17 protein-coding genes are annotated in these 23300 nt (G+C 75.8%); 13 read left to right on the top strand and 4 right to left on the bottom strand.

Going from position 1 to position 23300, the window contains the following annotated elements; genetic code table 11:
* Positions 1-306: 306 nt before the first annotated feature.
* The 6 genes from lanL (at position 307) to ABTZ03_RS03400 (ending at position 10700) form a co-directional block, all read left to right on the top strand.
* Positions 307-3396, top strand: coding sequence for a class IV lanthionine synthetase LanL (gene lanL / locus ABTZ03_RS03425; protein ID WP_350511165.1), 3090 nt, complete (start codon positions 307-309; stop codon positions 3394-3396).
* Entirely contained in the window at positions 3393-5384 is a 1992-nt protein-coding gene (locus ABTZ03_RS03420; protein WP_350511164.1) for a S9 family peptidase, read from the top strand. Before lanL ends, ABTZ03_RS03420 begins: the two co-directional genes overlap by 4 nt.
* Before the next feature lie 224 nt (positions 5385-5608).
* Positions 5609-5752: a VenA family class IV lanthipeptide gene (locus ABTZ03_RS03415; RefSeq protein ID WP_350511163.1), complete on the top strand. Its 144-nt coding sequence runs from the start codon at positions 5609-5611 to the stop codon at positions 5750-5752.
* A gap of 104 nt (positions 5753-5856) precedes the next feature.
* Complete coding sequence (locus ABTZ03_RS03410; RefSeq protein WP_350511162.1) at positions 5857-7515, top strand: ATP-binding cassette domain-containing protein; 1659 nt, start codon at positions 5857-5859, stop codon at positions 7513-7515.
* Positions 7516-8695: 1180 nt separating this feature from the next.
* Positions 8696-10495: an ATP-binding cassette domain-containing protein gene (locus tag ABTZ03_RS03405; RefSeq protein ID WP_350511161.1), complete on the top strand. Its 1800-nt coding sequence runs from the start codon at positions 8696-8698 to the stop codon at positions 10493-10495.
* Between the two features lie 31 nt (positions 10496-10526).
* A complete protein-coding gene (locus ABTZ03_RS03400; RefSeq protein WP_350511160.1) occupies positions 10527-10700 on the top strand; it encodes a hypothetical protein in 174 nt (57 codons plus the stop codon).
* A 154-nt stretch (positions 10701-10854) separates the two neighbouring features.
* Here the strand turns inward: ABTZ03_RS03400 and ABTZ03_RS03395 are convergent, their stop codons facing one another.
* Positions 10855-11946, bottom strand: a complete 1092-nt coding sequence (locus ABTZ03_RS03395; RefSeq protein ID WP_350511159.1) for a Zn-dependent alcohol dehydrogenase — start codon at positions 11944-11946, stop codon at positions 10855-10857.
* Between the two features lie 208 nt (positions 11947-12154).
* Here ABTZ03_RS03395 and ABTZ03_RS03390 point away from each other — a divergent pair, with 208 nt between their 5' ends.
* The 4 genes from ABTZ03_RS03390 (at position 12155) to ABTZ03_RS03375 (ending at position 16466) form a co-directional block, all read left to right on the top strand.
* On the top strand, positions 12155-12811 hold the full coding sequence (locus ABTZ03_RS03390) for a class I SAM-dependent methyltransferase (RefSeq protein WP_350511158.1): 657 nt from the start codon (positions 12155-12157) through the stop codon (positions 12809-12811).
* 205 nt (positions 12812-13016) lie between these two features.
* Positions 13017-14333 (top strand): hypothetical protein, encoded by a 1317-nt coding sequence (locus ABTZ03_RS03385; RefSeq protein WP_350511157.1) that lies wholly within the window; start codon positions 13017-13019, stop codon positions 14331-14333.
* 7 nt (positions 14334-14340) lie between these two features.
* The gene (locus ABTZ03_RS03380) at positions 14341-15315 is read left to right on the top strand and encodes an N-acetylmuramoyl-L-alanine amidase (RefSeq protein ID WP_350511156.1); all 975 of its coding nucleotides are present in this window, start codon (positions 14341-14343) and stop codon (positions 15313-15315) included.
* Positions 15316-15524: 209 nt separating this feature from the next.
* Positions 15525-16466, top strand: coding sequence for a hypothetical protein (locus ABTZ03_RS03375; RefSeq protein ID WP_350511155.1), 942 nt, complete (start codon positions 15525-15527; stop codon positions 16464-16466).
* A gap of 151 nt (positions 16467-16617) precedes the next feature.
* Here the strand turns inward: ABTZ03_RS03375 and ABTZ03_RS03370 are convergent, their stop codons facing one another.
* The 3 genes from ABTZ03_RS03370 to ABTZ03_RS03360 all read right to left on the bottom strand — a co-directional run bounded on the left by ABTZ03_RS03370 (position 16618) and on the right by ABTZ03_RS03360 (position 19895).
* The gene (locus tag ABTZ03_RS03370; protein WP_350511154.1) at positions 16618-17679 is read right to left on the bottom strand and encodes a prenyltransferase/squalene oxidase repeat-containing protein; all 1062 of its coding nucleotides are present in this window, start codon (positions 17677-17679) and stop codon (positions 16618-16620) included.
* Entirely contained in the window at positions 17676-18470 is a 795-nt protein-coding gene (locus ABTZ03_RS03365; RefSeq protein ID WP_350511153.1) for a class I SAM-dependent methyltransferase, read from the bottom strand. The genes ABTZ03_RS03370 and ABTZ03_RS03365 overlap by 4 nt, the downstream gene beginning before the upstream one ends.
* A gap of 114 nt (positions 18471-18584) precedes the next feature.
* Entirely contained in the window at positions 18585-19895 is a 1311-nt protein-coding gene (locus ABTZ03_RS03360; RefSeq protein WP_350511152.1) for a glycosyltransferase family 4 protein, read from the bottom strand.
* Positions 19896-20265: 370 nt separating this feature from the next.
* Between ABTZ03_RS03360 and ABTZ03_RS03355 the strand changes: the two genes are divergently transcribed.
* The 3 genes from ABTZ03_RS03355 (at position 20266) to ABTZ03_RS03345 (ending at position 23295) form a co-directional block, all read left to right on the top strand.
* Positions 20266-20886, top strand: a complete 621-nt coding sequence (locus tag ABTZ03_RS03355) for a TetR family transcriptional regulator (RefSeq protein ID WP_350511151.1) — start codon at positions 20266-20268, stop codon at positions 20884-20886.
* A gap of 418 nt (positions 20887-21304) precedes the next feature.
* Positions 21305-22576 (top strand): SCO2321 family membrane protein, encoded by a 1272-nt coding sequence (locus ABTZ03_RS03350; RefSeq protein ID WP_350511150.1) that lies wholly within the window; start codon positions 21305-21307, stop codon positions 22574-22576.
* Positions 22576-23295, top strand: a complete 720-nt coding sequence (locus tag ABTZ03_RS03345) for an SCO2322 family protein (RefSeq protein WP_350511149.1) — start codon at positions 22576-22578, stop codon at positions 23293-23295. The genes ABTZ03_RS03350 and ABTZ03_RS03345 overlap by 1 nt, the downstream gene beginning before the upstream one ends.
* Positions 23296-23300 lie beyond the last annotated feature (5 nt).

Genomic DNA, 23300 nt, shown 5'->3' with positions numbered 1-23300 from the left:
AGTGTTCTCGTACGAATTCGAAACCGCCCACTGATCACCCTTACGAGTGAAGTGACCGGCTCTGCGTTGAGCCTGCGGTTTTCTCGAAACTAACTTCAGTCCTGCGAACGGGAGTTGCCCCGGCAGTAGCCCCCCACCGGGGGCGGGGAGGGATGCACTCCGCCGGCGCGGGCCGAGGCCCGCCGGACGGGAGTCACCGGGCGCACACCCCCTGGAGGGGATCGCAACCGAGGAAACCGATCAGGCCGGGCCGCACGCCCGGGTGCCGAGCAGTGGCACCCGTGGCTCGGCGGCCGAGACGAAGGGATGTGGCGGCGGATGAGGGCAGGCACATCACTGCGCACGGCCGGGGGCCCGGGATCGGCGGGGCGCGGACCGGATGCGGCCGGTGCGTGGCCGGAGACGACGCGGGCGGCGCTGGCCGGCGCCGGGGGCCGGGGAGGCGGCGGTGACTGGGAGGTCACCGTCGGGGGCTTCTGGTGCACGGCCAGGCCGTCCGCTTCGTCGGACGGCTCGGTGGGGGGCTCGGTGGTCGGTTCGTCGGACGGCTCGGCGGGTGGCTCGGCGGTCGGTTCGTCGGACGGCTCGGTGGGTGGCTCGGCGGTCGGTTCGTCGCGCTTACCGGAACAGGGGTGGAAGCTCCATGTCAGTGCGGCCACCGTGGTCGGCGGGGAGGTGCTCGCGGCGGTGGTCCGGGTGCTCGCCGCGGACCCGTGCAGCTTCAAGTTCGCCGCCGCGGAGGAGCGCCTGCGCGAGCTCAACTCCCGCAACAGCGACCGGGGTTCGGCGGGCAAGTTCATCACCGTCTACCCGGCCGACGACGCGCAGTTCCAGCGGCTGGCGGCCGAACTGGACCGGGTGACGGCCGGGCTGCCCGGTCCGGTCGTCCTGTCCGACCGGCCGTACCGGCCCGGCAGCCGGGTGCACTACCGCTACGGCGCGTTCGCGGCGCGGCCCGAACTCGGCAACGACGGGGAGTACCGCTCGGTGCTGCGCGGGCCGGGCGGCGAGCGGACCGAGGACGTGCGCGGCGGCTCGTACCGGGCGCCGGGGTGGGTGCGGGACCCGTTCGCGGGACCCGCCGCCACCACTCGCCGCGGCGGGGGCGGGGTGCTGCTGGCCGGGCGCTACGCGGTCACCGCCGCCGTACGGCACGGCGCGAAGGGCGGCGTGTTCCTCGGCCGGGAGGCCGCCGGCGGGGCCGAGGTCGTGGTCAAGCAGGCCCGCGCCCACATCGAGGTCGACCGCGCCGGGACGGACGCCCGCGACGCGCTGCGGCACGAGGCCGCGCTGCTCGCCCGGCTGGACGGACAGGGACTGGCACCGCGCGCCGTCGAACTGATCGAGCAGGACGACTCCGTCTTCCTGGTGCAGGAACGAATCGCCGGACAGCCGCTGGGCGCCTGGGTCGCCGCCCGACTGCGGCGCGACGGCAGCCCGGACGTGGACTGGGCGGAGGCCGAACCGGTGGTGCGCGGGCTACTCGACCTGGTCGAGCGGGTGCACGGCCAGGGACTGGTGCTGCGCGACCTCTCCCCCGGCAACGTGATGGTCCGCCCCGACGGCACCCTGCGGCTCGTCGACCTCGAACTCGCCGCCGAGACCGGCCGCTCGGCCGGCTCCGCCGGCACCCCCGGCTACCGCGCCCCCGAACAGGGCCGGCTCGCCCTCGCGGGCTCCTGCGTCGCCGACCCGGCCGTCGACCTGTACGCCCTCGGCGGACTGCTCTTCCTGCTCGCCACCGGACACGACCCGCTGCTGCCGGAAGACCTTCCGCACGCCCGTCCGGTCGCCGAACGGCTCGGACGCTGGCTCGCCCTCGCGGCCCGCTCGGGTGCCACGGCGCGGCGGCTGGCACCGGCGGTGCTGGGACTGCGGGCGGAGGCGCCGGGACTGCGGTGGGAGGTGGCCCGGGTCCGGGAGGCGCTGGGCGCTCCTACTCCCGGGGCCGTCGGGCGGTCGCCTTCGGCTGCCCCTCGCAACCCCCTGGAGGGCGGCTCCGCCCCCGTGGGCAGTCGGGACGCCCGTCGGCCCGTGGCCACGCCCGTCCTCGTCGCCCCGCTGTGGCACGCCGCCGCCCGGCCCGACGCCGACCTGCCTCAGGATGCCGACGGCCCGTCCCTCGACCGGCTGCTGCGCGACGGCCTGCGGCACCTCGCCGTCGGTGCGACGCCCGAGCGGGCCGACCGGTTGTGGCCCGTGGTGCCCGCCGGGGAGCGGACGGACCCGTGCAATGTGCAGCACGGCGCCGCGGGTGTGCTCGCCGTGCTGGCGCGGGCGGTCGCGGCGGAGGGCCTGCCGGTCGAGGTGCGGGCGGAGGCGGCCCGCACCGCCCGTACCGCCGTGGAGTGGATCGAGCGGCGGGTCGCCGCCGAGCCGGTGGTGCTGCCCGGGCTGCACTTCGGGCGGTCCGGGACGGCCTGGGCGCTGCTGGACGCCGCCCGGGTGCTGGGCGACGCCGAGGCGGCCGAACGGGCCGCCGTGCTCGCCCGACGGATCGCCGTCGAATGGCCCAACCCCGATGTGTGCCACGGCGTGGCGGGCGCGGGTTTCGCTCAACTCCGTTTTGCCACAGAGTACTTCGACGACGGCTTCGCCGAGCGGGCCGCCCGTTGCGCCCGCGCCCTGCTCGCCGCCGCCCGGCCGGGACCGTACGGGACGGTCTGGCCGGTGCCGGCCGACTTCGACTCGGCGCTCGCCGGGATCACCCACCTCGGCTTCGCGCACGGCGTGGCGGGCATCGGCGCCTTTCTCCTCGCCGCCGCCGAGGCGACCGACGACGGCGCCCTCCGGGACGCCTGCATCTCGGCCGCGCTCGACGCCGGGCTGACACTCGCCGCGACCGTCCGGTGGGGCGGCGCCGGCCCTGCCTCCGACCGTGCCACCGACCGCACCACCGCCTGGTGGCCGCAGAGCGCGGGCGATCCGGAACACCTCCGGCTCTCGCACTGGTGCAGCGGCTCCTCCGGCGCGGGCAGCTTCCTGCTGCGCCTGTGGCGGGCCACCGGCGACACCGACGCGCTCGACCTGGCCCGGGCCGCCGGTCGGGCCGTACTGGCCGGCCGCTGGCACAGCGGGGTGAGCGCCTGCCACGGTCTGGCCGGGGACGGCGACTACCTGCTGGACCTCGCCGAGGCCACCGACGATCCGGAATTCCGCACCGGCGCCCAGGAGTTGGGTCGACTGATCGCCTCCCGCGCCGCCCTGCGCGACGGCCTGCTGGTCCTCCCCGACGAGACCGGCACCGGCTGCGCCGCCGGCTACGGCACCGGCACCGCGGGGCCGTTGGCCTTCCTGCTCCGGCTCCGGCACGGCGGCCCCCGGCTCTGGCTGGACCCGGTCTCCCCCGTCCGCGGCCAACTCCCGCACCCCGGAAGTGGGGTGACGCAGGCGTGAACACGGCCACCCGCACCACCACCCGCGCCCTGCGCCGACTGAGCTTCTCCTTCTCCGCCGACGGCAGCCACGCGGCCTGCCTGGCCGCGGCCGCCGACAGCGTCTGGTACGTGGAGAGTTGGCGGCTTCCGACGGACGGCTCACCGGCCGCACCGACCGCGCTGCCGCTGTCCGGCAACCGCTCGGAACACCTGCGCTCACAGCTGGTCGCGCTGCCCGACGGCTCGGCGCTGGTCTGCCGGCACGACGGCGAGCGGCACGACCTGGTCCGCCTCTCGTACGGCGAGAACGGCACCGTGGAACAGGAGTTGGCATCGCTCCGGATGCCCGGGCTGCGCCTGCTGCCGCTCCCCGTGCCGCCCGACGCCGGCCCGAACCCCCCGGTGGCGATCGCCCTCGGCACGGACACCCGTCCGGCGACCACCGCGTGGCTGGTCCGGGCGGACGGCAGCGAGCCGGTCCGGGTCGCCGAGATCCCCGGCCTGCACGGCGGCGGCACCTGGCTGGACCACGCGGGCGCACTGCTCGCACTGGACCGGGTGGCCGGCGGGCTGGTCCGCAGCGTGGTGCTGGACCTGCGCAGCGGCACCACCACCCCGCTGCTGGAGATCGGCGAGCACAGCAACGACCGGCTGGTGCTGTTCGACCCGGACAGCCGCTTCGCGATGGTGCGCAGCGACGCGCCCGGCACCGACCGGCTCGGCTGGGGCTTCCTGGGCGGTGGGGAGCCGCTGCGGTTCCCGGAATGCCTGCACGTCGCGGGCATGTTCCTGCGGCCGGTCGCACTGCGGCAGGCGGCCGACGGCCCGCGGGTCGCGGTGCAGATCGACCACGGGGCCGGCTCGGCGCTCGCCCTGTGGCGCCCCGCGGCCGGGCGACTGGACCCGCTGCCGGTGCCGCCCGGGCGACTCGGCGCGGTCGGGCACTGGGGCGGCGCGGGACTGCGGATGCCGTACTCCTCGCCCGACCACCCGGCGGCGCTGGCCACCCTGGACGTGGACGCCCTGCTGGCCCACGGACCGGCCCCGGCGACCTCGGTCCCGATGCCGCTTCCGCTCCAACTCGCGCCGCTGAGCTCGGGGTTGCCCGGACCGTGGCGGGACACCGTACTGCCCTGGCAGCCCGGCGGACCGCGCGTCTCCCGCACCCCGCCGCCCGGCTGGCGCCTGGACGGCAGCACCCCGGCCGGCGACGGCGGCCGCTGGCAGCCCGCACAGAGCCTCGAACTCGCGGGCCCGGCCGGGCCGTTGGAAGCCGTGGTGTACGGCGGCGACGCCTGGCTGAGCAGCCCGCACCTGGTGCTGGCCCTGCACGGCGGACCGGCCGACGCCTGGCGGCTGGAGTTCGACCCGGCGCTGCAGCGGATGGCCGCCGAGGGCCTGGCGGTGGTCGCACCCAACCAGCGCGGCTCCACCGGCTACGGGGTGCCGCACGCACTGGCCATCCGGGGCGCCTGGGGCGGGCCCGACCTGGACGACGTGCTGTACCTGCTGGACGGCATCGCCGGGCAGCGGGCCGCACTCGGCCTGGAACCGCCCGCGCTGTTCGGGGTGAGCTACGGCGCGTTCCTGGCGCTGCTGGCGGCCGCGCACGCGCCGACCGAGCAGGTCGCCCGCTGCGCGGTGGTCGCGCCGTTCCTGTCCGGCGCCCGACTGCTGGCCGAAGCGGCGCCCCCAGTAAGGGCGTTGACCACCCGGCTGGGCGGCGGCGAGCCGATCACGGACGCCCGCGGGCCGCGCGACGTGCTCCAGCTCGCGCACCGGCTGAGCGCGCCACTGCTGGTCGTGCACGGCAACCGGGACGAGGTGGTTCCGGTCAGCCAATCCCGTTCGCTGCGGCACGAGTTGCTGCGGATCGGACGGGTCGAGGGCGCGGACTTCCGGTACGTGGAGGCGGCCGGCTCCGGGCACGAGGTGCTGGCCGAGGAGGGCGCCGCCGTCCTGCACGAGCTGCTGGCCGCGTTCCTGCGGACCGGCCGCCCGGGCTGAGGCCCCGGCCGTTCCACCTGTTCACCGAGCCGTGACTGTTCACCGAGCCCTGACTGCTCACCGAGCCCTGACCGTTCACCGGGCTCGGCACCTCACAGACTCCCGGACCCAGTGCGGTCCGGGGCACCACCCCCGGTGCGGCGGATGGAGGCCGCTTCCGGGGTTCAACACCCGACGCCCGCAGGCAGATCGCGGCGGGCGCACCTCAAGGGGAGGACCCGATCATGGACAACATGGTGGACTTCGAGACCGACCTCGCGGCGCTGCAGGACCTGCCGGAGACCGAGTCCGTCGAGCTGACCGGCCACGGCAGCGGCTGCCAGTACACCTGTCTCATCCTGACCTGCCTGATCTTCACCAACAGCTGATCGCGCACTGGTCCGAGGTATGCCGTCCCCGCCTGTCCGGACAGGCGGGGACGGCACCCTTCTTCCCCCCTCCGATCCTCCGACTCACCGACGGGAGACCCGCATTGCCCCGCCGCCCGGACCGATGGACGCTGGCGCTCGGCATCGCCCTGCCGGTCGAGGCCGCCACCACCCTCGCGCTGCCCGCCGTACTCGCCGGCGCCGTCGACGCCGCCCTCGACCACCGCTCCGGCGGCCCCGACCCCTATCTGCTGCTCGCCGCCGTCCTGGGCGTGGCGGCCGCCGCCAACGCCACCGCCGCGGTGGCCGGACCGGCCTGCTCGGCCGAGGCCACCGCCGCCCTGCGCGGACGCCTGATCCGCCACCTGCTCGCCCTCGGGCCGGGTGGCCGACTGCACGGCGGGCCGCCGCCCGGCGACCTCGCCGCCCGACTGCTCGGCTCGGCCGGCGACGCCGGCGGCCGACTTCCCGCCGCCCTCGGCGCCGCCACCGCGCTGCTCACCTCGGTCGGCGCGATCCTCGGACTCGCCGCCCTGTCGCCCTGGCTGGCCCTCGCCTTCTTCGCCGGGGTGGTCCCCGGTGTGCTGCTGATCCGGCTCTTCCTGCGCCAGGCCGGGCCGGTGTTCGCCCGCTACCAGGAGGTCCAGGCCGAGATCGCCGCCCGACTCGGCGGCGCCCTCACCGGACTGCGCAGCATCCACGCGGCACACGCCGAACAGCGCGAGGCCGCACGGGTGTTGGCGCCGCTCCCGGAACTCTCCACGGCGGGGCACGCACTCTGGACCGCGCAGCGGCGCACCGCCTGGCAGGCCACCCTGCTGATCGCCCTGGTCGAGGTCGCGGTGCTCACCACCGCCGGGTCGCTGCTCGCGGACGGCGACCTCGCCCCCGGCGCGCTCGCCGCGGCGGCCGGCTGGGCGGCACTCGGCGCGGGACTGTTCGAGCAGGTCGAGTCGCTGGTCGGGGTCGCGCACGCCCGCGCCGGACAGGCCCGGGTGGACGAACTGCTGGCCCTCGCACCGGCCCCGACGGGCGCCGCGACCCTGCCGACCGGCGGGCCCGGGGAGGTCACCCTGCGGGGCGTGGTGGTGCGCGACGGCGACCGGGTCCTCCTCGGCCCGCTCGACCTCACCGTCCCCGGCGGCCGTACGGTCGCCCTGGTCGGACGCTCCGGCTCCGGCAAGTCCCTGCTCGCCGCCCTGCCGGGGCGGCTGCGGGACCCCGACGAGGGCACCGTGCTGATCGACGGCGTCCCGGTGAGCGCCCTGTCCCCCGCCGAACTGCGGCACGCGGTCGGCTACGCCTTCGCCCGGCCCACCCTGGTCGGCCGCACCGTCCGCGAGGCGCTGGCCGGCGCCGGCCCGGCCGAGGCGGCGGCCGCCCACGCGAACGGCTTCCTCGCCCGGCTGCCCCGGGGCTGGGACACCCCGCTGGACGAACTCCACCCCTCCGGCGGCGAACTGCAACGCCTGGGCCTCGCCCGACTGCTGGCCCGACCCACCCGGGTCGTCGTCCTGGACGACGCGACCTCCGGCCTGGACCTCGCCACCGAGTACCAGGTCACCGAGGCCCTCGACCGCGCCACCCACGGCCGCACCCGCCTGGTGATCGCCCACCGCGGCACCGTCGCCGCCCGCGCCGACCTGGTCGCCTGGCTCGACGCCGGCCACCTCCGCGCCCTCGCCCCCCACACCACCCTCCTCGCCCACCCCGACTACCGCGCCACCCTCGCCGACACCTCCCTCCACGCGGCCACCACATGACCCGCCCCGCGCCGCACCAGAAGTCGACCCCGTCGACTTCTGGTGCCACTCGAACACACTCGCAGCAGCACCCCACAACAAAAGGCCACCCCCCCAACAGCCCGCGCGCGGCGGCTACCCCACCGCCCTTCTGCGCGAGGCATCACACCGACACCCATCGCAGCAGGCAACTGCACCAGAAGTCGGCCAGATCGACTTCTGGTGCGGAGCAATCCCCGCCAGACCGTGCCGCAGTGGAGCGGCGCTGGGCTGGACAAACGGCTCCGCCGAATTCTCCGGTTGGCCCGAACAGGGCCGCCGCGCAGAAAGTCGGCCAAGCCGACTTCCGGTGCCAGCAGGTCCGGTATCTGTCGCCCACACGGGCAGCAGATACGTTTCTGCACCTGCGCAGGAAGTCGACCACATCGACTTCCTGCGCAAGCAACTCCCCCAGCTGCCGCACAGGGGACGACGACGAAATCCGGCCGGCACATCGACTCCGGCGACTTGTCGCATTGGCTGGCGCCTACAGATCGCCTCTGCGCGAGAAGTCGGCCAGATCGACTTCTCGCGCAGGCAAGCCCCCCGCCCATCCCTGCCGGGCCGAGGAACCGCACCGGCCGGCGGCCGCACATCACCACCGCACAGGAAGTCGGCCGGGCCGACTTCTGGTGCCGGCAGGTCCGTTGTCGCCCACGCGAGCACCGGCATCGGCAGCAGTTACGTTTCTTCACCTGCACAGGAAGTCGGCCAGCCGACTTCTCGCGCAGGGAAATCCCCCTGCGCGTCCCACCGGGCTGGGGAACCGCATCGGCCGGGGGCTGCGGATCACCTCTGCACAGGAAGTCGGCCGGGCCGACTTCTGGTGCAGGGCAGGTCTGCCGTTGGCCGTGTGGGGGCGGATCGCCGAAACGTTTCTGCGGTGGCGCCGGGAGTCGGACGGGCCGACTTCCGGTGCGCGCTGTTGGCCCTATCAGCCCTGTCCGTGGGGAAGTCGGCCTGGCCGACTTCCCTCTCCCTCCCAGAAAGCCGGCTGGATCGACTTCCCATGCAGCTCACCTCACGCCGCGCAGCAGCCGGCACAGAAAGTCGGCGGGGCCGACCTCCCATTCGACCGCTGCCCCCGAAACGGGCGCGAGGGCGTCGGCGGCGGAAGGGTTCGGTGGTGGGGGCGCCGGGGTGGAGGTTGCTGGTCCGGCAGTTGCGGGGGACGCGGCGGGCGCTGGTGCGGCTGCTGGTGTGGTCGGGGGTGGAGGCGCTGCCGCCGCTGGTGTCCGGGTTGTTCGTCTCGGCGGCGGTCGACCAGGGGTTCCTGGCCGGGCGGCCGGGGGTCGGGGTGGCCTGGCTGGCTGGGTTCGGGGCGACCATGGCGGTCCGGGCCCACGCGGCGCGGGCCGGGTTCCCGTACCTCGCCGGGGTGGTGGAGCCGCTGCGGGACGCACTGGTCGTGCGGGTGGTGCACAGTGCGCTCGCGCGCCCTACGGCGGATCCGGCCGAGGTCGCCCGGCTCACCGAACAGGTCGAGTCCGCACGCCAGTTGACCGCCACGCTGCTCCGCACCCTGCGCGGGGTGGGGGTCACCCTGGTCGCCGCCCTGGTCGGGCTGACGCTGCTGGCGCCGGCCGTGCTGCCGCTGGTGCTGCTGCCGCTGCTGGCGGCCGGGCTGGTCTTCGTTCGGCTGCTGCGGCCGATGGCGTCGCGGCGGGAGTCCGTCGTGCTGGCCGAGGAGCGGCTCGCCGCCGCGGCCGGGCGTGCGCTGGACGGCCTGCGCGACGTGCAGGCGACGGGCACCGGGGGCGATGTCGCCCGGGCGCTGGCGGAGGCCGCCCAGGAGAGTGCCGCGGCCGCCCGCGCGCTGGGCCGGGCGTCGGCCCTGCGTGCGCTGGTGGTGGCGCTCGGCGGGCGACTGCCGGTGCTGGCCGTCCTCGCCGCGGCCCCGTGGCTGCTCGCGCACGATGCGCTGACGGCGGGCGAGCTGCTCGGTGTCGCCACCTATCTGCTCCAGCAACTCGATCCAGCGGTACGGACGTTGGCCGGCACGGTCGGCGGCTGGCTGCTCAACCTCGCGGTGGTGCTGGACCGGCTGGCCACGGTCACGGAGCACACCCCCTCACCCGGCACGACGCCGCACGGGGTGGCCGGTGTGCCGGTCGGGGAGGTGCGGCTGACCGGGGTCCGGTTCGCCCACGCCCCGGGGGCGGCGGCCGTGCTGGACGGGCTGGACGCGGTCTTCGGTGCCGGGGAGCACGTGGCGGTGGTGGGGCCGAGCGGGGTGGGGAAGTCGACCCTGGCGGGGCTGCTGGCGGGCCTGGTGGCGCCGACCGCCGGGACGGTGGTGGTGGGCGGCGGACCGCACGGGGTGGTGCTGCTGCCGCAGGAGGCGTACGTGTTCCCGGGGTCGCTGTGGGACAACCTGGCCTGGCTGGCTCCGGAGGTGTCCGAGCGGGACCTCGCGGACGCCGTCGAACGGTTGGGGGCGGGTGAACTGGTGGCCCGCCTGGGCGGGTTGACCACCGGCGTACTGCGGGATCCGGGTGAACTGTCCGCCGGTGAGCGCCAGTTGCTCGCGCTGGTGCGGACGTATGTGGCGCGCCGCGGTCGTGGTGCTGGACGAGGCGACCTGCCGGCTGGACGCCGCCGCCGAGGAGCGGGTGGAGCGGGCCTTCGCCGAGCGGCCGGGGACGCTGGTGGTGATCGCGCACCGGATCAGTTCGGCCCTGCGGGCGGACCGGGTACTGCTGTTGGACGGCGGCCGCGGGCTGTCGGCCCGTCACGGCGATCTGCAGGTGCTCTCGCCGTTCTACCGCGAACTGGTGGGCCACTGGTTGGGTTCGGTGCCTTCGGGACGGACGGGACTCGCCTCATGAGGTCGATAGGATCTCGTCAGTCCCGGCCGTTATGGTGGCCGGGGCACGGGCCGCGATCACCGGCTGTGGGCGCGTACCGAGCGCCCGATCGGGGACCCGACCGTGTACCGCTGGCGCCGGACGGGCGCCGATGACCTGCACCCTCCGCACGGAAGAACGATTCCCATGTCCGACACCCTCACCGACACCACCGGACCCGCGATCAACGGGACCGACGCCGACGAGAAGACGGCCGAGGACACCGCGCTCCACGGTCGCCACCGGGGCGGTTCCGCCGCCGACGACACCGCCGGGACGGACCCGCACGGCCGCCACCGCGCGGCCGGCGTCCAGGGCTGATCCCGACCGGACGGCCCGACCCGGCCGAACGGCCGATCCCGACCGAAGGCCGGAAGACCGGAAAGTCGGAAAGCCAGAAGCCGAAAGCCGGAAGGAACGACCGCACCACTGCGAGGGCCCGCCGGGGACGTCCCCGGCGGGCCCTCGCACGTCCTCAGCCCCGCGGATCCAGCGAGACCACCGTGCGCAACGCCTCGCCGCTGCGCATCTGCGCGATCGCCCGGTTGACGTCCGCCAGCCCGACCCGGTGGGTGATCATGCCGTCGAGGTCGATCCGGCCGGCCCGCCACAGGTCGACGACCAGTCCGATGGTGCGCGCCACCGGCGCCCCGCCGTACAGCGAGGGCAGCAGCCGCTTCTCGTTGAAGAACAGCTCGCCCATGGTGAACTGGGCGAGGTCGTCGCGGGCGCCCGCGCCGATGACGACGACGGCGCCGCCGCGCCGGGCGGCGTCGTAGCCGGCCCGGACGGTGGCGGCACGGCCGACGGCCTCGAAGACGTAGTCGAAGCCGCCGCCGGGCAGGCCCTTGGCGACCGCCTTGAGGTCCTCGGGGGCGATCGCCTCGGTGGCGCCGAAGGCCAGGGCCCGTTCGCGGCGCGAGGCGACCGGGTCGACGACGGTGATCCGGGCGGCGCCGCAGACCCGGGCGCCCTGGACGGTGGCCACCCCGACCCCGCCCGCGCCGATCACCGCGACCGACGAGCCGGGCTCGACCCGGGCGGTGTTCACCGCGGCGCCGATGCCGGTGGTGACCCCGCAGCCGATCAGCGCGGCGGCCTCGTACGGCAGGTCGGCGGGCACCTTGATGACGGCGTCGGAGGTGACCACCACCTCCTCGGCGAAGGCGCCGGTGCCGTAGAAGCCGGAGGCCTCGGTGCCGTCCTCGGCGAGCCGGAAGCCGGGCTCGCCGAGCCGCCGCAGGCTGGCGACGCACAGGTGGCCGCGGCCGTGTTCGCAGTGCGCGCAGCGGCCGCAGGGGGCCATCCAGCAGAGCACCACGCGGTCCCCGGGCTCGACGCCGGTCACGCCCTCGCCGACCTCGACGACGTCCCCGGCGCCCTCGTGCCCGGGGACGAACGGTGCGGGCTGCGGCAGCACGCCGTTCATCGCGGAGAGGTCGGAGTGGCACAGGCTGGCGGCACGCATCCGGACCCGTACGGTGCCCGGGCCGAAGCCGACGGCCGTCACGTCCTCGCGGACGTCGAGGGTCTCCTGGCCGGTCTTGTGCAGGACGGCTGCGCGCATGGGGCTGCTCCCGGTGTGCCTCGGGTCAAGGGTCGGGCCGATTCTGGCACGGCCACCGGGGCCCGACTAGAACGCGTTCCAGAACGGCGGATCCGGCGACCGGCTCCGGGGTGCCGGGGCCCCGGGGAGGGTGGCGGCCCGCGCGCCGCTACCGTCGAGTAGGGTCCGAGCACGTCCGTCCGCCGCCCGAACCCCCGAGGAGCACCGCATGTCCGACCTGCTGGAGGGCGCCCGTCCGGCGCCGGAGGTGCTGGCGGCGTTCGAGGCGGCCACCGGGTTCATGCCGGTGGACGAGGGCCTCGCGCTGTACGCGGCGGCGGTGGAGGCGGCCCGGCGCACCGGCGGGCTGCCGCTGCTGGAGATCGGCACCTACTGCGGCCGCTCGGCGGTCCTGCTGGCCGCCGCGGCCCGGGAGGCCGGGGCGGTCGCGCTGACCGTGGACCACCACCGCGGTTCCGAGGAGCAGCAGCCCGGCTGGGAGTACCACGACCCGACCCTGGTGGACCCGGAGGTCGGGCTGATGGACACCCTGCCCCGGTTCCGCCGCACCCTGCACGCCGCCGGGCTGGAGCAGCACGTGGTCGCACTGGTCGGCCGCTCGCCGCAGATCGCCGCGCTGTGGGGGCGGCCGCTGGCCCTGGTCTTCATCGACGGCGGGCACACCGACGAGCACGCGACCGGCGACTACGACGGCTGGGCGCCGCACCTGGCGCCCGACGGCCTACTGGTGGTGCACGACGTGTTCCCGGATCCGGCGGACGGCGGCCAGGCCCCGTACCGGGTGTACCTGCGGGCGCTCGCCGAGGGCTTCGAGGAGGTCTCGGTGACCGGCTCGCTGCGCGTGCTGCGCCGCACCGCAGGCTGAACCGACAGCCCGTACGCCCCCTCCACCCGCCGCCCCCGTCCGCACCGCGAGATCACCCCCGCCGCCGCATCCGGATGCTCTAACGTCGTGCCGGGGCTGTCGGCCGGGGGTTCGAACGGTACGGTGTCCGCGCAGCACCAGGTGGCTGCGGTACCGGCGGCAGCACCAGGCAGAGCATCGGCGGACGGGTGGGGGCCAGCGACACATGACGGACCAGCACAACACCGCTCCCGCGGTCTGGGACCCGACCGCGCGCGGCGGCGCGGGCGGCTGGGTCCGCAATCCGCAGCGCCCGGAGGCCGAATCCGCCCCCGCCGCACCACCCGCGCCCGCGCCCCCGACCCCGACTCCGGCCCCGACCCCTCCCCCGGCCGCGGGCGCGGTCGGCGACCAGGGCCCGCCGCTGGGCGGCCGCCCGTACCTGTCCACCGCCCCGGGATTCGACCCGCCCCGGGACGCGTCGACGCCCCCGTCGGCACCCGCGCCGGGCCCCGCCGCCGAGACCGGCCCGGGGGCGCCCACCGCCGCCCTCCCCCGGGTGCCCCCGTCGCCGCCGGGTGCCCCGCCCACGGCCGCCCCGTCCGCGGCCACGCCGTTCCCCTCGCACGCCGCCCCGCAGGACCGCGCCCCCCAGGGCGGCGGCCTCCCCGGCCCCGGCTACGTCTACCCGCCGCCGCCCCCGGCCGGCCCGTACCAGCAGGGCCCCTACCAGCAGGGGCCGTACCAACAACCCCCGTACGGTGCCCAGCCGTACCCGGACCACCCGGTCCACGAACCGGTCGACGACCAGGACGACGAGGACCGCCCGACCAACCGCAAGGCCCCGCTGCTGATCGGCTTCGCGCTGCTGCTGGTGCTCGCGGTCGGCGGCGGCCTGCTGTACGCGACCTCGGGCAGCGACAAGAAGGACCAGGCCGCCCCCGCCCCGTCGGCCGCCACCGCGAGCGGCTCGGGCGATCCGCAGCCCGCCCCGGCGCCCACCGGCACGGACGCCGCGCCGAGCGGCAGCGCCCCGGCCACGCCCTCCGGCACGCCGGCCCCGACCGCGACCACCGCCGGCCCCAAGGCCCAGGCCCAGGCCCAGGCGCTGGACGGTCTGCTCACCGACGGCGAGAACGCCCGCGCCTCGATCAGCAACGCCGTTGCCAAGGTGAGCAGTTGCCCGGCGAAGGCCGACATCGACAGCGCGGCGCAGGTCTTCGACAACGGCGCCAAGCAGCGCGACGGCCTGCTGTCCAAGCTCGCCGGTCTGAGCGTCTCGGACCTGCCGGGCGGCGCGGACGCGGTGAACTCGCTCAAGTCCGCCTGGCAGTTGTCCGCCGACGTCGACCGGGCGTACGCGGCCTGGGCGCGCGCCGTCTCTGCCCAGGGCTGCTCCGGCCGGGCGCCGACCACCGCGGACAAGAAGCACGCGGACCAGCTCAACCCGCAGGCCACCCAGGCGAAGTCGGACTTCCTGGCCAAGTGGAGCCCGATCGCGACTGCTTACGGCATCACCCCGCCCACCTCGGACAGGATCTGAACGACCCGTGACCGGCCAGCCCTCCCGACCGCCCCGCCGCTCCGCCCTGCTGCGCACCACCACCGTGGTCGCCGCGGCCGTCCCGCTCTGCACGGCGGGCTGGTTCGGCTGGCAGGCCCTGGACCACTCCAGCCCGGCGGGCGCCGCGGCCTCCGCCCCGGCCGCCCCGTCCACGCCGTCCACCCCGGGCGAGTCCGCCGGCCCCACCTCGGCCACCCCCGAAGCCCCGCCGAGCAGCGCCGCACCGACCGGCACCCCGTCGGCCGGCACCCCGCCGACCACCGCCGCACCGACGACCGCACCCACCGGCGACCTCGCCGGCCGCACCATCGTGCTCGACCCCGGCCACAACCCCGGCAACTTCTCCCACCCCACCGAGATCAACCGCCAGGTGGACGTCGGCAACGGCCACAAGGAGTGCGACACCACCGGCACCGAGACCAACGCGGGCTACACCGAGGCCGACTACACCCTGGACGTCACCCGCCGGGCCCGCGCCCTACTGACCGCCCGGGGCGCCAAGGTGGTGATGGTGCAGGACGGCGACCGCCCCTGGGGCCCGTGCGTCGACGAGCGCGCCCGGGCGGGCGCCGACGCGCACGCGGACGTCGCGCTGTCGGTGCACGGCGACGGCGGCCCGGCGAGCGGCAGCGGCTTCCACGTGATCATGCCCGCGAAGGTGGTCGCCGGAAAGGCGGACAACTCGGCGATCGTCGAGCCCTCGCACCGGCTGGGTCTGCTGCTGCGCGACCGCTTCCACGCCGCGACCGGCGAGCCGTACGCCGACTACATCGCCGACCAGGGCCTGGACACCCGCTCCGACCTGGGCGGCCTCAACCTCTCGGCGGTTCCCAAGGTGTTCATCGAGTGCGGTAACATGCGCAACTCCGCGGACGCCCGGCGGATGACGGACCCTCAGTGGCGCCAACAGGCCGCCCAGGGGATCTCCGACGCGCTGGCCGCCTTCCTGACGACGCACTGAGCAAGCCCGGCAAGGGAGTTGGGACGCTCGGGAGCGGTGGACGACAACCCACCCCGCCCGAGCGGTTTGCAACGACTTCGACCCGTTCCCGGTCCCGCTGTGCACCGGCGGGACGGTTGGGCCTAGGCTTCTGGTCCGTTCGGGAGTTTCGGCCGGTCAACCCGACCGCACGAAGCACCGTCCACGACACGTCAACGAGGGGAACGTAAGTGAATCTGCGCGCTCTCACCAGGGGAGACGCCGCCGTCGCAGGCGGGGCCGTCCTGCTTTTCATCGCCTCCTTCCTGCCCTACTGGACCGTCGACTGCAGCGGCCGGTACTGCGGGACCACCTCGCAGAACGCGTGGAGCACCGAGCTGTTCCCCATCCTGCCCTCGATCTTCCTGCTGGGGATCGCCGCCGCCGTACTGATCCTGGTGCAGCGCTTCCAGGGCCCGGCGGCCGCAAACCGCCAGGTGCTCGGCCTGCGGCTGGACCAGTGGGGCATCGCGTTCAGCGTCGCCGCGCTGTGGACCTCGCTCTGGGCGCTGGGCGGCGGCCCGACCGTGGGCAGCCTCAGCCACGGCTTCGGCGCCTGGCTCGGCCTGATCTCGCTGATCGTGCTGGCGGGCGCGGCCGCGGCCTCGCCGCTGGTGCCGGCGCTGCAGGCCCCGCTGGTGAGCGACCGCCCGGCGGCCGTCCCCTACCAGGGCGGCTACCCGATGCCGGGTCAGCCCGGTCACCCGGGTGCCCCCGGCCAGCCCGGCCCCGGCCAGTACGGCTACCCGGGCCAGGCCCACGACCCGGCCTTCGGCGCCCAGCCGGTTCCCGGCGGCTACGGCTACCCGGCCGCCGGCCAGCCGCAGCCGGGCCAGCCGGTGCAGGCCGGTCAGCCGGTCCAGCCGCAGGACGCCGGCGCCCCGGCGCCGCAGCCGACCCCGGCCGCCCAGCAGCCGGCCGCCCCGGCGGCGGACTTCCAGCCGTTCTGGTTCGCCGTCCCGGCCCCGCGCCAGCTGGCGCCGAAGGACAACCCGACCGGCGCCCCGGTCGGCGAGGTCGTGCCGGGCACCTGGTACCTGGCCGTCGAGCAGCGCGGCGCGGCCCTGGTCGCCCAGCTGCCGGACGGCACCCAGGGCGTGCTGGCCGACACCACGGGCATCCAGCGCGGCTGACGCCCGTCGCCGTACACGCCGAAGGGGCGGGACCGGATCTCCGGTCCCGCCCCTTCGGCGTCCGCGCCGCGGTGGTGAGCGTCCGCCCCGGCCGGACGTCCCGGACGCCCGCCCGGCCCGGCCGCCCCGGCCGCCCTGCCCGCCCGCAGGCTCAGCAGCAGTCCTGGACCACCAGCCCGGCGGGCAGGTGCTCGCCGCCGAAGACCGCGACCGTCGCCGGGTCCCCGCCGAGCGCGGCGACCGCGAGCAGCAGCGCCCCGGCCGTCCAGGTGGTGCGCTCCTCGGGCCAGATCGCGTCGTCCTCGAAGACGTACCCGGTCCAGTAGGAGCCGTCCTCGTGCCGTAGGTGCCGCTGGATCCAGCGCAGGATGTCCACGGCGCGGTCGGACTGGCCGATCGCCCAGAGCGCCAGGGCCAGTTCGGCGCTCTCGCCGCCGGTCACCCACGGGCGGTCGCTGACACAGCGCACGCCGAGGCCGGGGACGACGAAGCGGTCCCAGTCGCGGTCGATCCGTTCGACCGCCGCGTCGCCGCGCAGGCCGGTGCCGAGGACCGGGTAGTACCAGTCCATCGAGTAGCGGCCCTTGTCGAGGAACCGCTCGGGGTGGTGGGTGATCGCGTGCCCCAGCCGGCCGGCGGCGAGCTCCCAGTCGGGCTGGGGCTCCTCCAGGTAGTCGGCGACGGCCAGTCCGCAGCGCAGCGCGTGCAGGATGCTGGACGAGCCGGTGAGCAGCGCCTCCTCGGTGGCGCCGCCCTCCTCGTCCACCCGCCAGGCGATCGGGCCGCCGGTCAGCCGCAGGCCGACGATGAAGTCCAGCGCCCGCCGGACCACCGGCCAGATCCACTCCAGGAAGGCGTCGTCGCCGGTGCTGAGGTGGTGGTGCCAGACCCCGACCGCGATGTACGCGCAGAAGTTGCTCTCCTTGGCGCGGTCGGTGACCTCGCCGTCGGTGTACGCGGCGAACCAGGAGCCGTCCGGGTTCTGCCGGGCGGCGAGCCAGCGGTAGGCGGCCTCGGCGGCGGCGTGCTCTCCGGCGGTGTCGAGGGCCATCGCGGCCTCGGTGTGGTCCCACGGGTCGAGGTGGTGGCCGGCGAACCACGGGATGGCACCGTCCGGGCGCTGCTCGGCCAGGATGCTGCGGACGGTGTCGGCCGCCTGCTCGGCGTCCAGCACCCCGTCGAGCAGCAGCACCTCGGGGACGGCGGCGGTCATGCGCCGGCCTGCTCGGAGGCGGTGCCCTCGGACGCGGCCCGCTCGGAGGCGGTGCGCCCGGCGGCGGGGCGGTGCGGCTTGGACGCGTAGGCGACGAAGCTCTTGCCGATGACCGGGTTGAGCGCCTTCTCGGCGGCCTTGGTGATCCGGCTGATCACCGGGGTGCCGACGATGTCCCAGACCAGCAGCTGGTGGTAGGCCTTGACCGGCAGCGCCTTGTCGTTGTCCACGCCGACGGCGCACTTGATCCACCAGTACGGCGAGTGCAGCGCGTGCGCGTGGTGGGTGCCGTACGGCTCCAGGCCGGCGTCCTTGAGCTTGCCGAGCAGTTCGTCGCCCCGGTAGATCCGGATGTGGCCGCCCTCGACCTCGTGGTACTCGTCGGACAGCGCCCAGCAGATCTTCTCCGGCAGCCAGCGCGGGACGGTCACGGCGAGCAGGCCGCCCGGCTTGAGGACCCGGAACATCTCGTTGAGCACGCCCTTGTCATCGGGTATGTGCTCCATCACCTCGGAGATGATGATCTTGTCGAAGTAGTCGTCCTCGAACGGCAGCGCCAGCGCGTTGCCCTCCATCGCGACCGCCGACGCGCCCTCGGGGGCCTCGCCGGCCAGCTCCATCGCGGCGAACCACTTCTTGACCTCGGCGATCTCCTCGGTGTTCTGGTCGAGGGCGATCACATTGGCGCCGCGGCGGTAGCACTCGAACGCGTGCCGGCCCCCGCCGCAGCCCAGGTCGAGCACCCGGTCGCCGGGGGCGAGCGGGAAGCGCGAGAAATCGACGGTCAGCACTGCAGGGCTCCCATTCCTATTGCTACCAAGCGTTCCTGACGTCTCGTCAGAACACTTCGCCGGAAAGCTTCGTCAGGTCGACGCTCCGCCGGTTCGACGCCTCGGGCGCCGGACTCAGGGCACGTACCGCCACCCGGGCCCGGAGCGGGCCCGGGCGCCGGCGCCGGTGGCGATCGCCGCACGGTAGGCCTCGGCGGTCAGCTCGGCGGCCCGCTCCCAGGTGAACCGGGCCAGCACCCGTTCCCGGCCGGCCGCGCCGAGTTCGGCGCGCAGCCGCGGGTCGTCCAGCAGCCGGCCGAGCGCGGCGGCCAGCGCGTCCGCCTCCCCCGGCGGCACGGCCAGGCAGGTCCCGCCGTCCGGCCCGGCGACCTCCGGGATCGCCCCGCCGGTGGTCGCCACCAGCGGGGTGCCGGTGGCCATCGCCTCGGCGGCGGGCAGCGAGAAGCCCTCGTACAGCGAGGGGACGCAGGCCACCTCGGCCGAGCGGTACAGGTCGACCAGCTCCCGGTCGCTCAGGCCGGTGCGGAACTCGATGTGCGCGGAGAGCCCGAAGCGGCGCACCGCCTCGGCGACCGGCCCGTCCTCCTTCTGCGGCTTGCCGACCACCACCAGGTGGGCGTCCCGCTCGGTGCGGACCTTGGCCAGCGCCTCGACCAGGAACACCAGGCCCTTGAGCGGCACGTCCGCGCTGGAGGTGGTGACGATCCGCCCGGGGACCCGCTCGATCTCCGCCGAGGGCGACCAGAGCCGGGTGTCGGCGCCGATCGGCACCACCGAGATGGCGCCGGGGGCGGCGCCCAGGTGCTCGGCGATCTCGCGCTGCGAGGTGCCGGAGACGGTGATCACGTGGTCCAGCCGGGCCGCGACCCGGCGCTGCATCCGGGTGAAGGCGTACCAGCGGCGCAGCGAGAGCCGCTTGCCCCGGGTGGGGGCCGCGTCCAGCTCCAACTGCCGGTCCACGGTGATCGGGTGATGGATCGTGGTAACCAGCGGGAAGCCGTGCCGGGCCAGGCCGAGCAGGCCGTAGCCGAGGGTCTGGTTGTCGTGCACCACGTCGTAGCGGCCCTTGTGCCGGGCCAGGTACTGCCGGGCGCGCAGCGAGAAGGTGAGCGGCTCGGGGAAGCCGCCGGTGCGCATGGTGGCGAACTCCAGCACGTCGACGGGCCCGCGGAACTCGGCGCGGGCGGGCGTGCGGAAGGGGTCGTCGGCGCGGTAGAGGTCCAGGCTGGGCAGCTCGACCAGGCGGACCGAGCCGGGGCCGTCGACCTCGTCGAGCACGGGGTAGGGCTGGGCGCCGATCACGTCCACGTGGTGGCCGAGCCTGGCCAGCTCCCGGGAGAGGTGCCGGACGTACACGCCCTGGCCGCCGCAGAACGGGTCCCCGCGGTACGACAGCAGGGCAATCCGCAGCGGCTGCGCGGTCATCCTCGGCCCTCATCTCTGGCTGCTATCGGTGCGAGCGGCGCCAACGGTGGCACCGGTCGCTAAAGTAGATCAGGTTTCAGTGGCTGTGGAACTCGTCATCGACCATGTGAACAATGAGAGACCTCGAAGATACCGGCCCGTAGCTTTCGCTCAGGGGGCAGGGCTGGTGATTCCCGCCACGCCCGCCATGCTCGACCCCCGATCGGCCCCCGATCACCCCTCGCTCGACCCCCGATCGGCCCCGGACCGACCCCGGAATGACCGCGACCGGCCCCGACCGACCGCGGGCCGCACCGGCTCGGCCGCGGGGTCGCCCCCGGGTCGACCTTTCTGGAGCACACCGCCGCCCACGCGCCCCCGGGAGCAACCCTTGCCGTCGCCGACCACGTCCGTGAGCCCCGCCTCCCCGGCGCAGGGCGAGCCCCCGCTGTCCGCGCGCCAGGCCGAACGGCGGCGCCGGATCCTGCGCGCCGCCACCGCGCTGGCCGCCCGCGGCGGGTACGAGGCGGTGCAGATGCGGGAGGTCGCGGAGAGCGCGCAGGTCGCCCTCGGGACGCTGTACCGGTACTTCCCGTCCAAGGTCCACCTGCTGGTCGCGGTCATGCTGGAGCAGTTGCAGGAGCTCCAGGAGCACATCCGCCGGCACCCGCCGACCGACCCGGAGCCCGCCCCGCGGGTCGCCGAAGCGCTCGCCCGGGCCTTCCACGCGCTCCAGCGCGAACCGCTGCTGGCCGAGGCGATGGTCCGGGCGATGTGCTTCGCGGACCGCTCGGTCGGCACCGAGGTGGACCAGATCAGCGCCGCCACCGGACAGCTCATCCTGGACGCCATCGGGCAGTCCGGCCCGCCCAGCGAGAGCCAGCGGGCGGCCGTCCGGGTGATCGAGCACACCTGGCACTCGGCGCTCGTCGCCTGGCTCTCCGGGCGGGCCTCGATCGCCGAGGTCCGGGCCGACCTGCACACCGCGGCCCGGCTGCTGGCGCTGCCCTGAACCCGTCCGCGCCCTCGCCCCGCCGGCCCCGTCCGCACCCCGTCCGCACCCCGTCGCGACACCCGTCCCGGCCCCTGACCGACGCCCCGCGGGCCCCGAATACTGGAACCTGTTCCTGCTCCGGCGGACCCGCCGACCACGGCCCGGCGGTTAGAGTCGACGGACCCGCCGACCACGGCCCGGCGGTTAGAGTCGACGGGCAGCACAACTCCATCCCGCTCCTCCCCCGGGGGAAGCCGGTGCGAATCCGGCGCTGACCCGCAACCGTGGACCCGACCGCGCCCCCCGCGCGCCAGGGCCAGCCGGAGCACCCGGGGCGGGACGAGCGGCGAACCGGGCACCCGCGCCCGGCACCCGTCGAGGACTACGGAACGGCCCCGCCCGGGCCCCACCGCTCACCGAAAGGCACGACCGCACCATGCTGACCGCCGCCCGCCTGGGCGCCGCCGCCCTGTCCGCCGCGCTGCTCGCCGGCGTCGCCGCCGGACCGGCCCTGGCCGACAGCCCGTCGCCCTCCGCCCCGGCCGCCCCCGCCGTCCCGGACGGCCTGTACGGCAAGAGCGACCCGACGTACGACGGGGTCTGGCGGCAGTCGCTCGCGCTCACCGCGCTGACGGCGGCCAAGGTCACCCCGGCCGACTCCGCGGTCGACTGGCTCACCGGCCAGCAGTGCGAGGACGGCGGCTGGCCGTCCTTCCGGGCCGCCGGCGCCGCCTGCGACCCCAAGACCGAGGACAGCAACGCCACCTCCGTCGCCATCCAGGCCCTGACCGCCCTCGGCGGGCACCAGCCGGCCGTCGACAAGGGCGTGCAGTGGCTCAAGGCCAACCAGAACGCCGACGGCAGCTGGGCCTTCAACCCCGGCAACCCGGGCGACGCCAACTCCACCGCGCTCGCCGTCAACGCGCTGTTCGCCGCCCGGACCGACCCGGCGAGCGTCGCCAAGCCCGGCAGCGGCGGCGCCGCGGGCAAGAACGCCTTCGACGGCCTCGCCCGCTTCCAGCTCGGCTGTTCCGCCCCCGCCGACCAGCGCGGCGCCTTCGCCTTCCAGCCCGACCCGGCCACCGGCGCCCTCGCCCCCAACACCCTGGCCACCGCGCAGGCCGCCCTCGCCGCCGCCGGCGGGCACCTGCCGGTCGAGACCTCGGTCCGCGCCGACGCCACCCCCAAGCCGCTGACCTGCGCCGACGGCTCGGCGCCCGCCACCGTCCCGCACGCCGAGGCGGGCGAGGCGGTCGGCTCCCACCTGGCCGCCCAGCTCGCCACCGGTGGCGAGCACCTCACCCTCACCATGCCGGGCGCCGAGCCCAAGCCGGACTACACCGCCACCGCCTGGGCCGCGCTCGGCCTCATCCAGAGCGGCCACCCCGAGCAGGCCGGTGACGCGGTCGACTGGCTGGAGGGGCAGGACGCCACCTGGACCAAGAACGGCACCGACGCCGGCGCCGTCGCCACCATGCTGCTGGTCAGCCACGCCGCCCACCGCGGCGAAACCACCCTGACCGGCCAGCTGACCGCGCTCGGCCCGGCCCCCAAGGCCAACGCCGCCGCGTCGACGGAGGCCGCCGCCCCGGCGGAGAAGAAGAAGGACGGCTTCGGCACGTTCTGGATGATCGCCGTCGGCGCCCTGATCGGCCTCGGCGGCGGCCTGCTGCTCAGCCTCCAGCGCAAGCGCAACCCCAAGCTCTGATGGGCCGGCTCCCCGACGGCCCGGCGGGCCGGGCGCAGGCCCGGCCCGCCGTCGGCCGTCATCCCCGGCGGGCGGCGGCCGCCGTGCTGCTCCCGCTGCTCGCCGCCCTGGTCCTGCTGGCCGGAGCCGCGCCCGCGCAGGCCGCCGGGTACCGGTACTGGTCGTTCTGGCGCGGCGCCGACGGCGGCACCTGGACCTACCAGCTGCAGGGGGCGACGACCGCCGTGCCGCCGGACGGCTCGGTGGACGGCTGGCGGTTCGCGGTCAGCCCGGACGGCGGGCAGGACGCCGCGAAGCCGCGCGCGACCGCCCGGTTCGACGAGGTCTGCGCCGCCACTCCGGCCCAGGACGGCCACAAGCGGGTGGCCGTGGTGCTGGACTTCGGCACCGCCGAGGACGCCGGGTCGTCCGCCGCCCAGCCGCCGGCGCAGCGGACCGCCTGCGCCACCGTCGCCCCGCGCGCCACCTCGGCCGAGGTGCTGGCCGCCGTCGCCCCGCCGCTGCGCTACGACACCGCCGGCCTGCTGTGCGCCATCGCCGGGTACCCGACGGCGGGCTGCGGCGACCGGGTGGACGCCGGGGCCGCCGCCCAGCCGGCCGGCCCGAAGAGCGGGACCGACGGCGGACCGGACCTCGGCCTGGTCGCCGGCGGCGCGCTGGTCGCCGTCCTCGCCGGCGGCGCCGTCTGGCAGGCCCGCCGCCGCCGTAACCTTCCCTAGTCGCC

Origin of the sequence: Kitasatospora sp. NPDC096077, from assembly GCF_040303245.1 — a bacterium.
Taxonomy (GTDB): Bacteria; Actinomycetota; Actinomycetes; order Streptomycetales; family Streptomycetaceae; genus Kitasatospora.
This window is presented reverse-complemented; position numbering and strand designations above follow the sequence as displayed.

What these genes read in the sequence shown, in the direction of transcription:
- ABTZ03_RS03415 (WP_350511163.1), top strand. Translation starts at nt 5,609, where the DNA reads ATGGACAACATGGTGGACTTCGAGACCGACCTCGCGGCGCTGCAGGAC.
- ABTZ03_RS03350 (WP_350511150.1), top strand. Translation starts at nt 21,305, where the DNA reads ATGCTGACCGCCGCCCGCCTGGGCGCCGCCGCCCTGTCCGCCGCGCTG.
- ABTZ03_RS03385 (WP_350511157.1), top strand. Translation starts at nt 13,017, where the DNA reads ATGACGGACCAGCACAACACCGCTCCCGCGGTCTGGGACCCGACCGCG.
- ABTZ03_RS03345 (WP_350511149.1), top strand. Translation starts at nt 22,576, where the DNA reads ATGGGCCGGCTCCCCGACGGCCCGGCGGGCCGGGCGCAGGCCCGGCCC.
- ABTZ03_RS03370 (WP_350511154.1), bottom strand. Translation starts at nt 17,679, where the DNA reads ATGACCGCCGCCGTCCCCGAGGTGCTGCTGCTCGACGGGGTGCTGGAC.
- ABTZ03_RS03400 (WP_350511160.1), top strand. Translation starts at nt 10,527, where the DNA reads ATGTCCGACACCCTCACCGACACCACCGGACCCGCGATCAACGGGACC.
- lanL (WP_350511165.1), top strand. Translation starts at nt 307, where the DNA reads ATGTGGCGGCGGATGAGGGCAGGCACATCACTGCGCACGGCCGGGGGC.
- ABTZ03_RS03395 (WP_350511159.1), bottom strand. Translation starts at nt 11,946, where the DNA reads ATGCGCGCAGCCGTCCTGCACAAGACCGGCCAGGAGACCCTCGACGTC.
- ABTZ03_RS03360 (WP_350511152.1), bottom strand. Translation starts at nt 19,895, where the DNA reads ATGACCGCGCAGCCGCTGCGGATTGCCCTGCTGTCGTACCGCGGGGAC.
- ABTZ03_RS03390 (WP_350511158.1), top strand. Translation starts at nt 12,155, where the DNA reads ATGTCCGACCTGCTGGAGGGCGCCCGTCCGGCGCCGGAGGTGCTGGCG.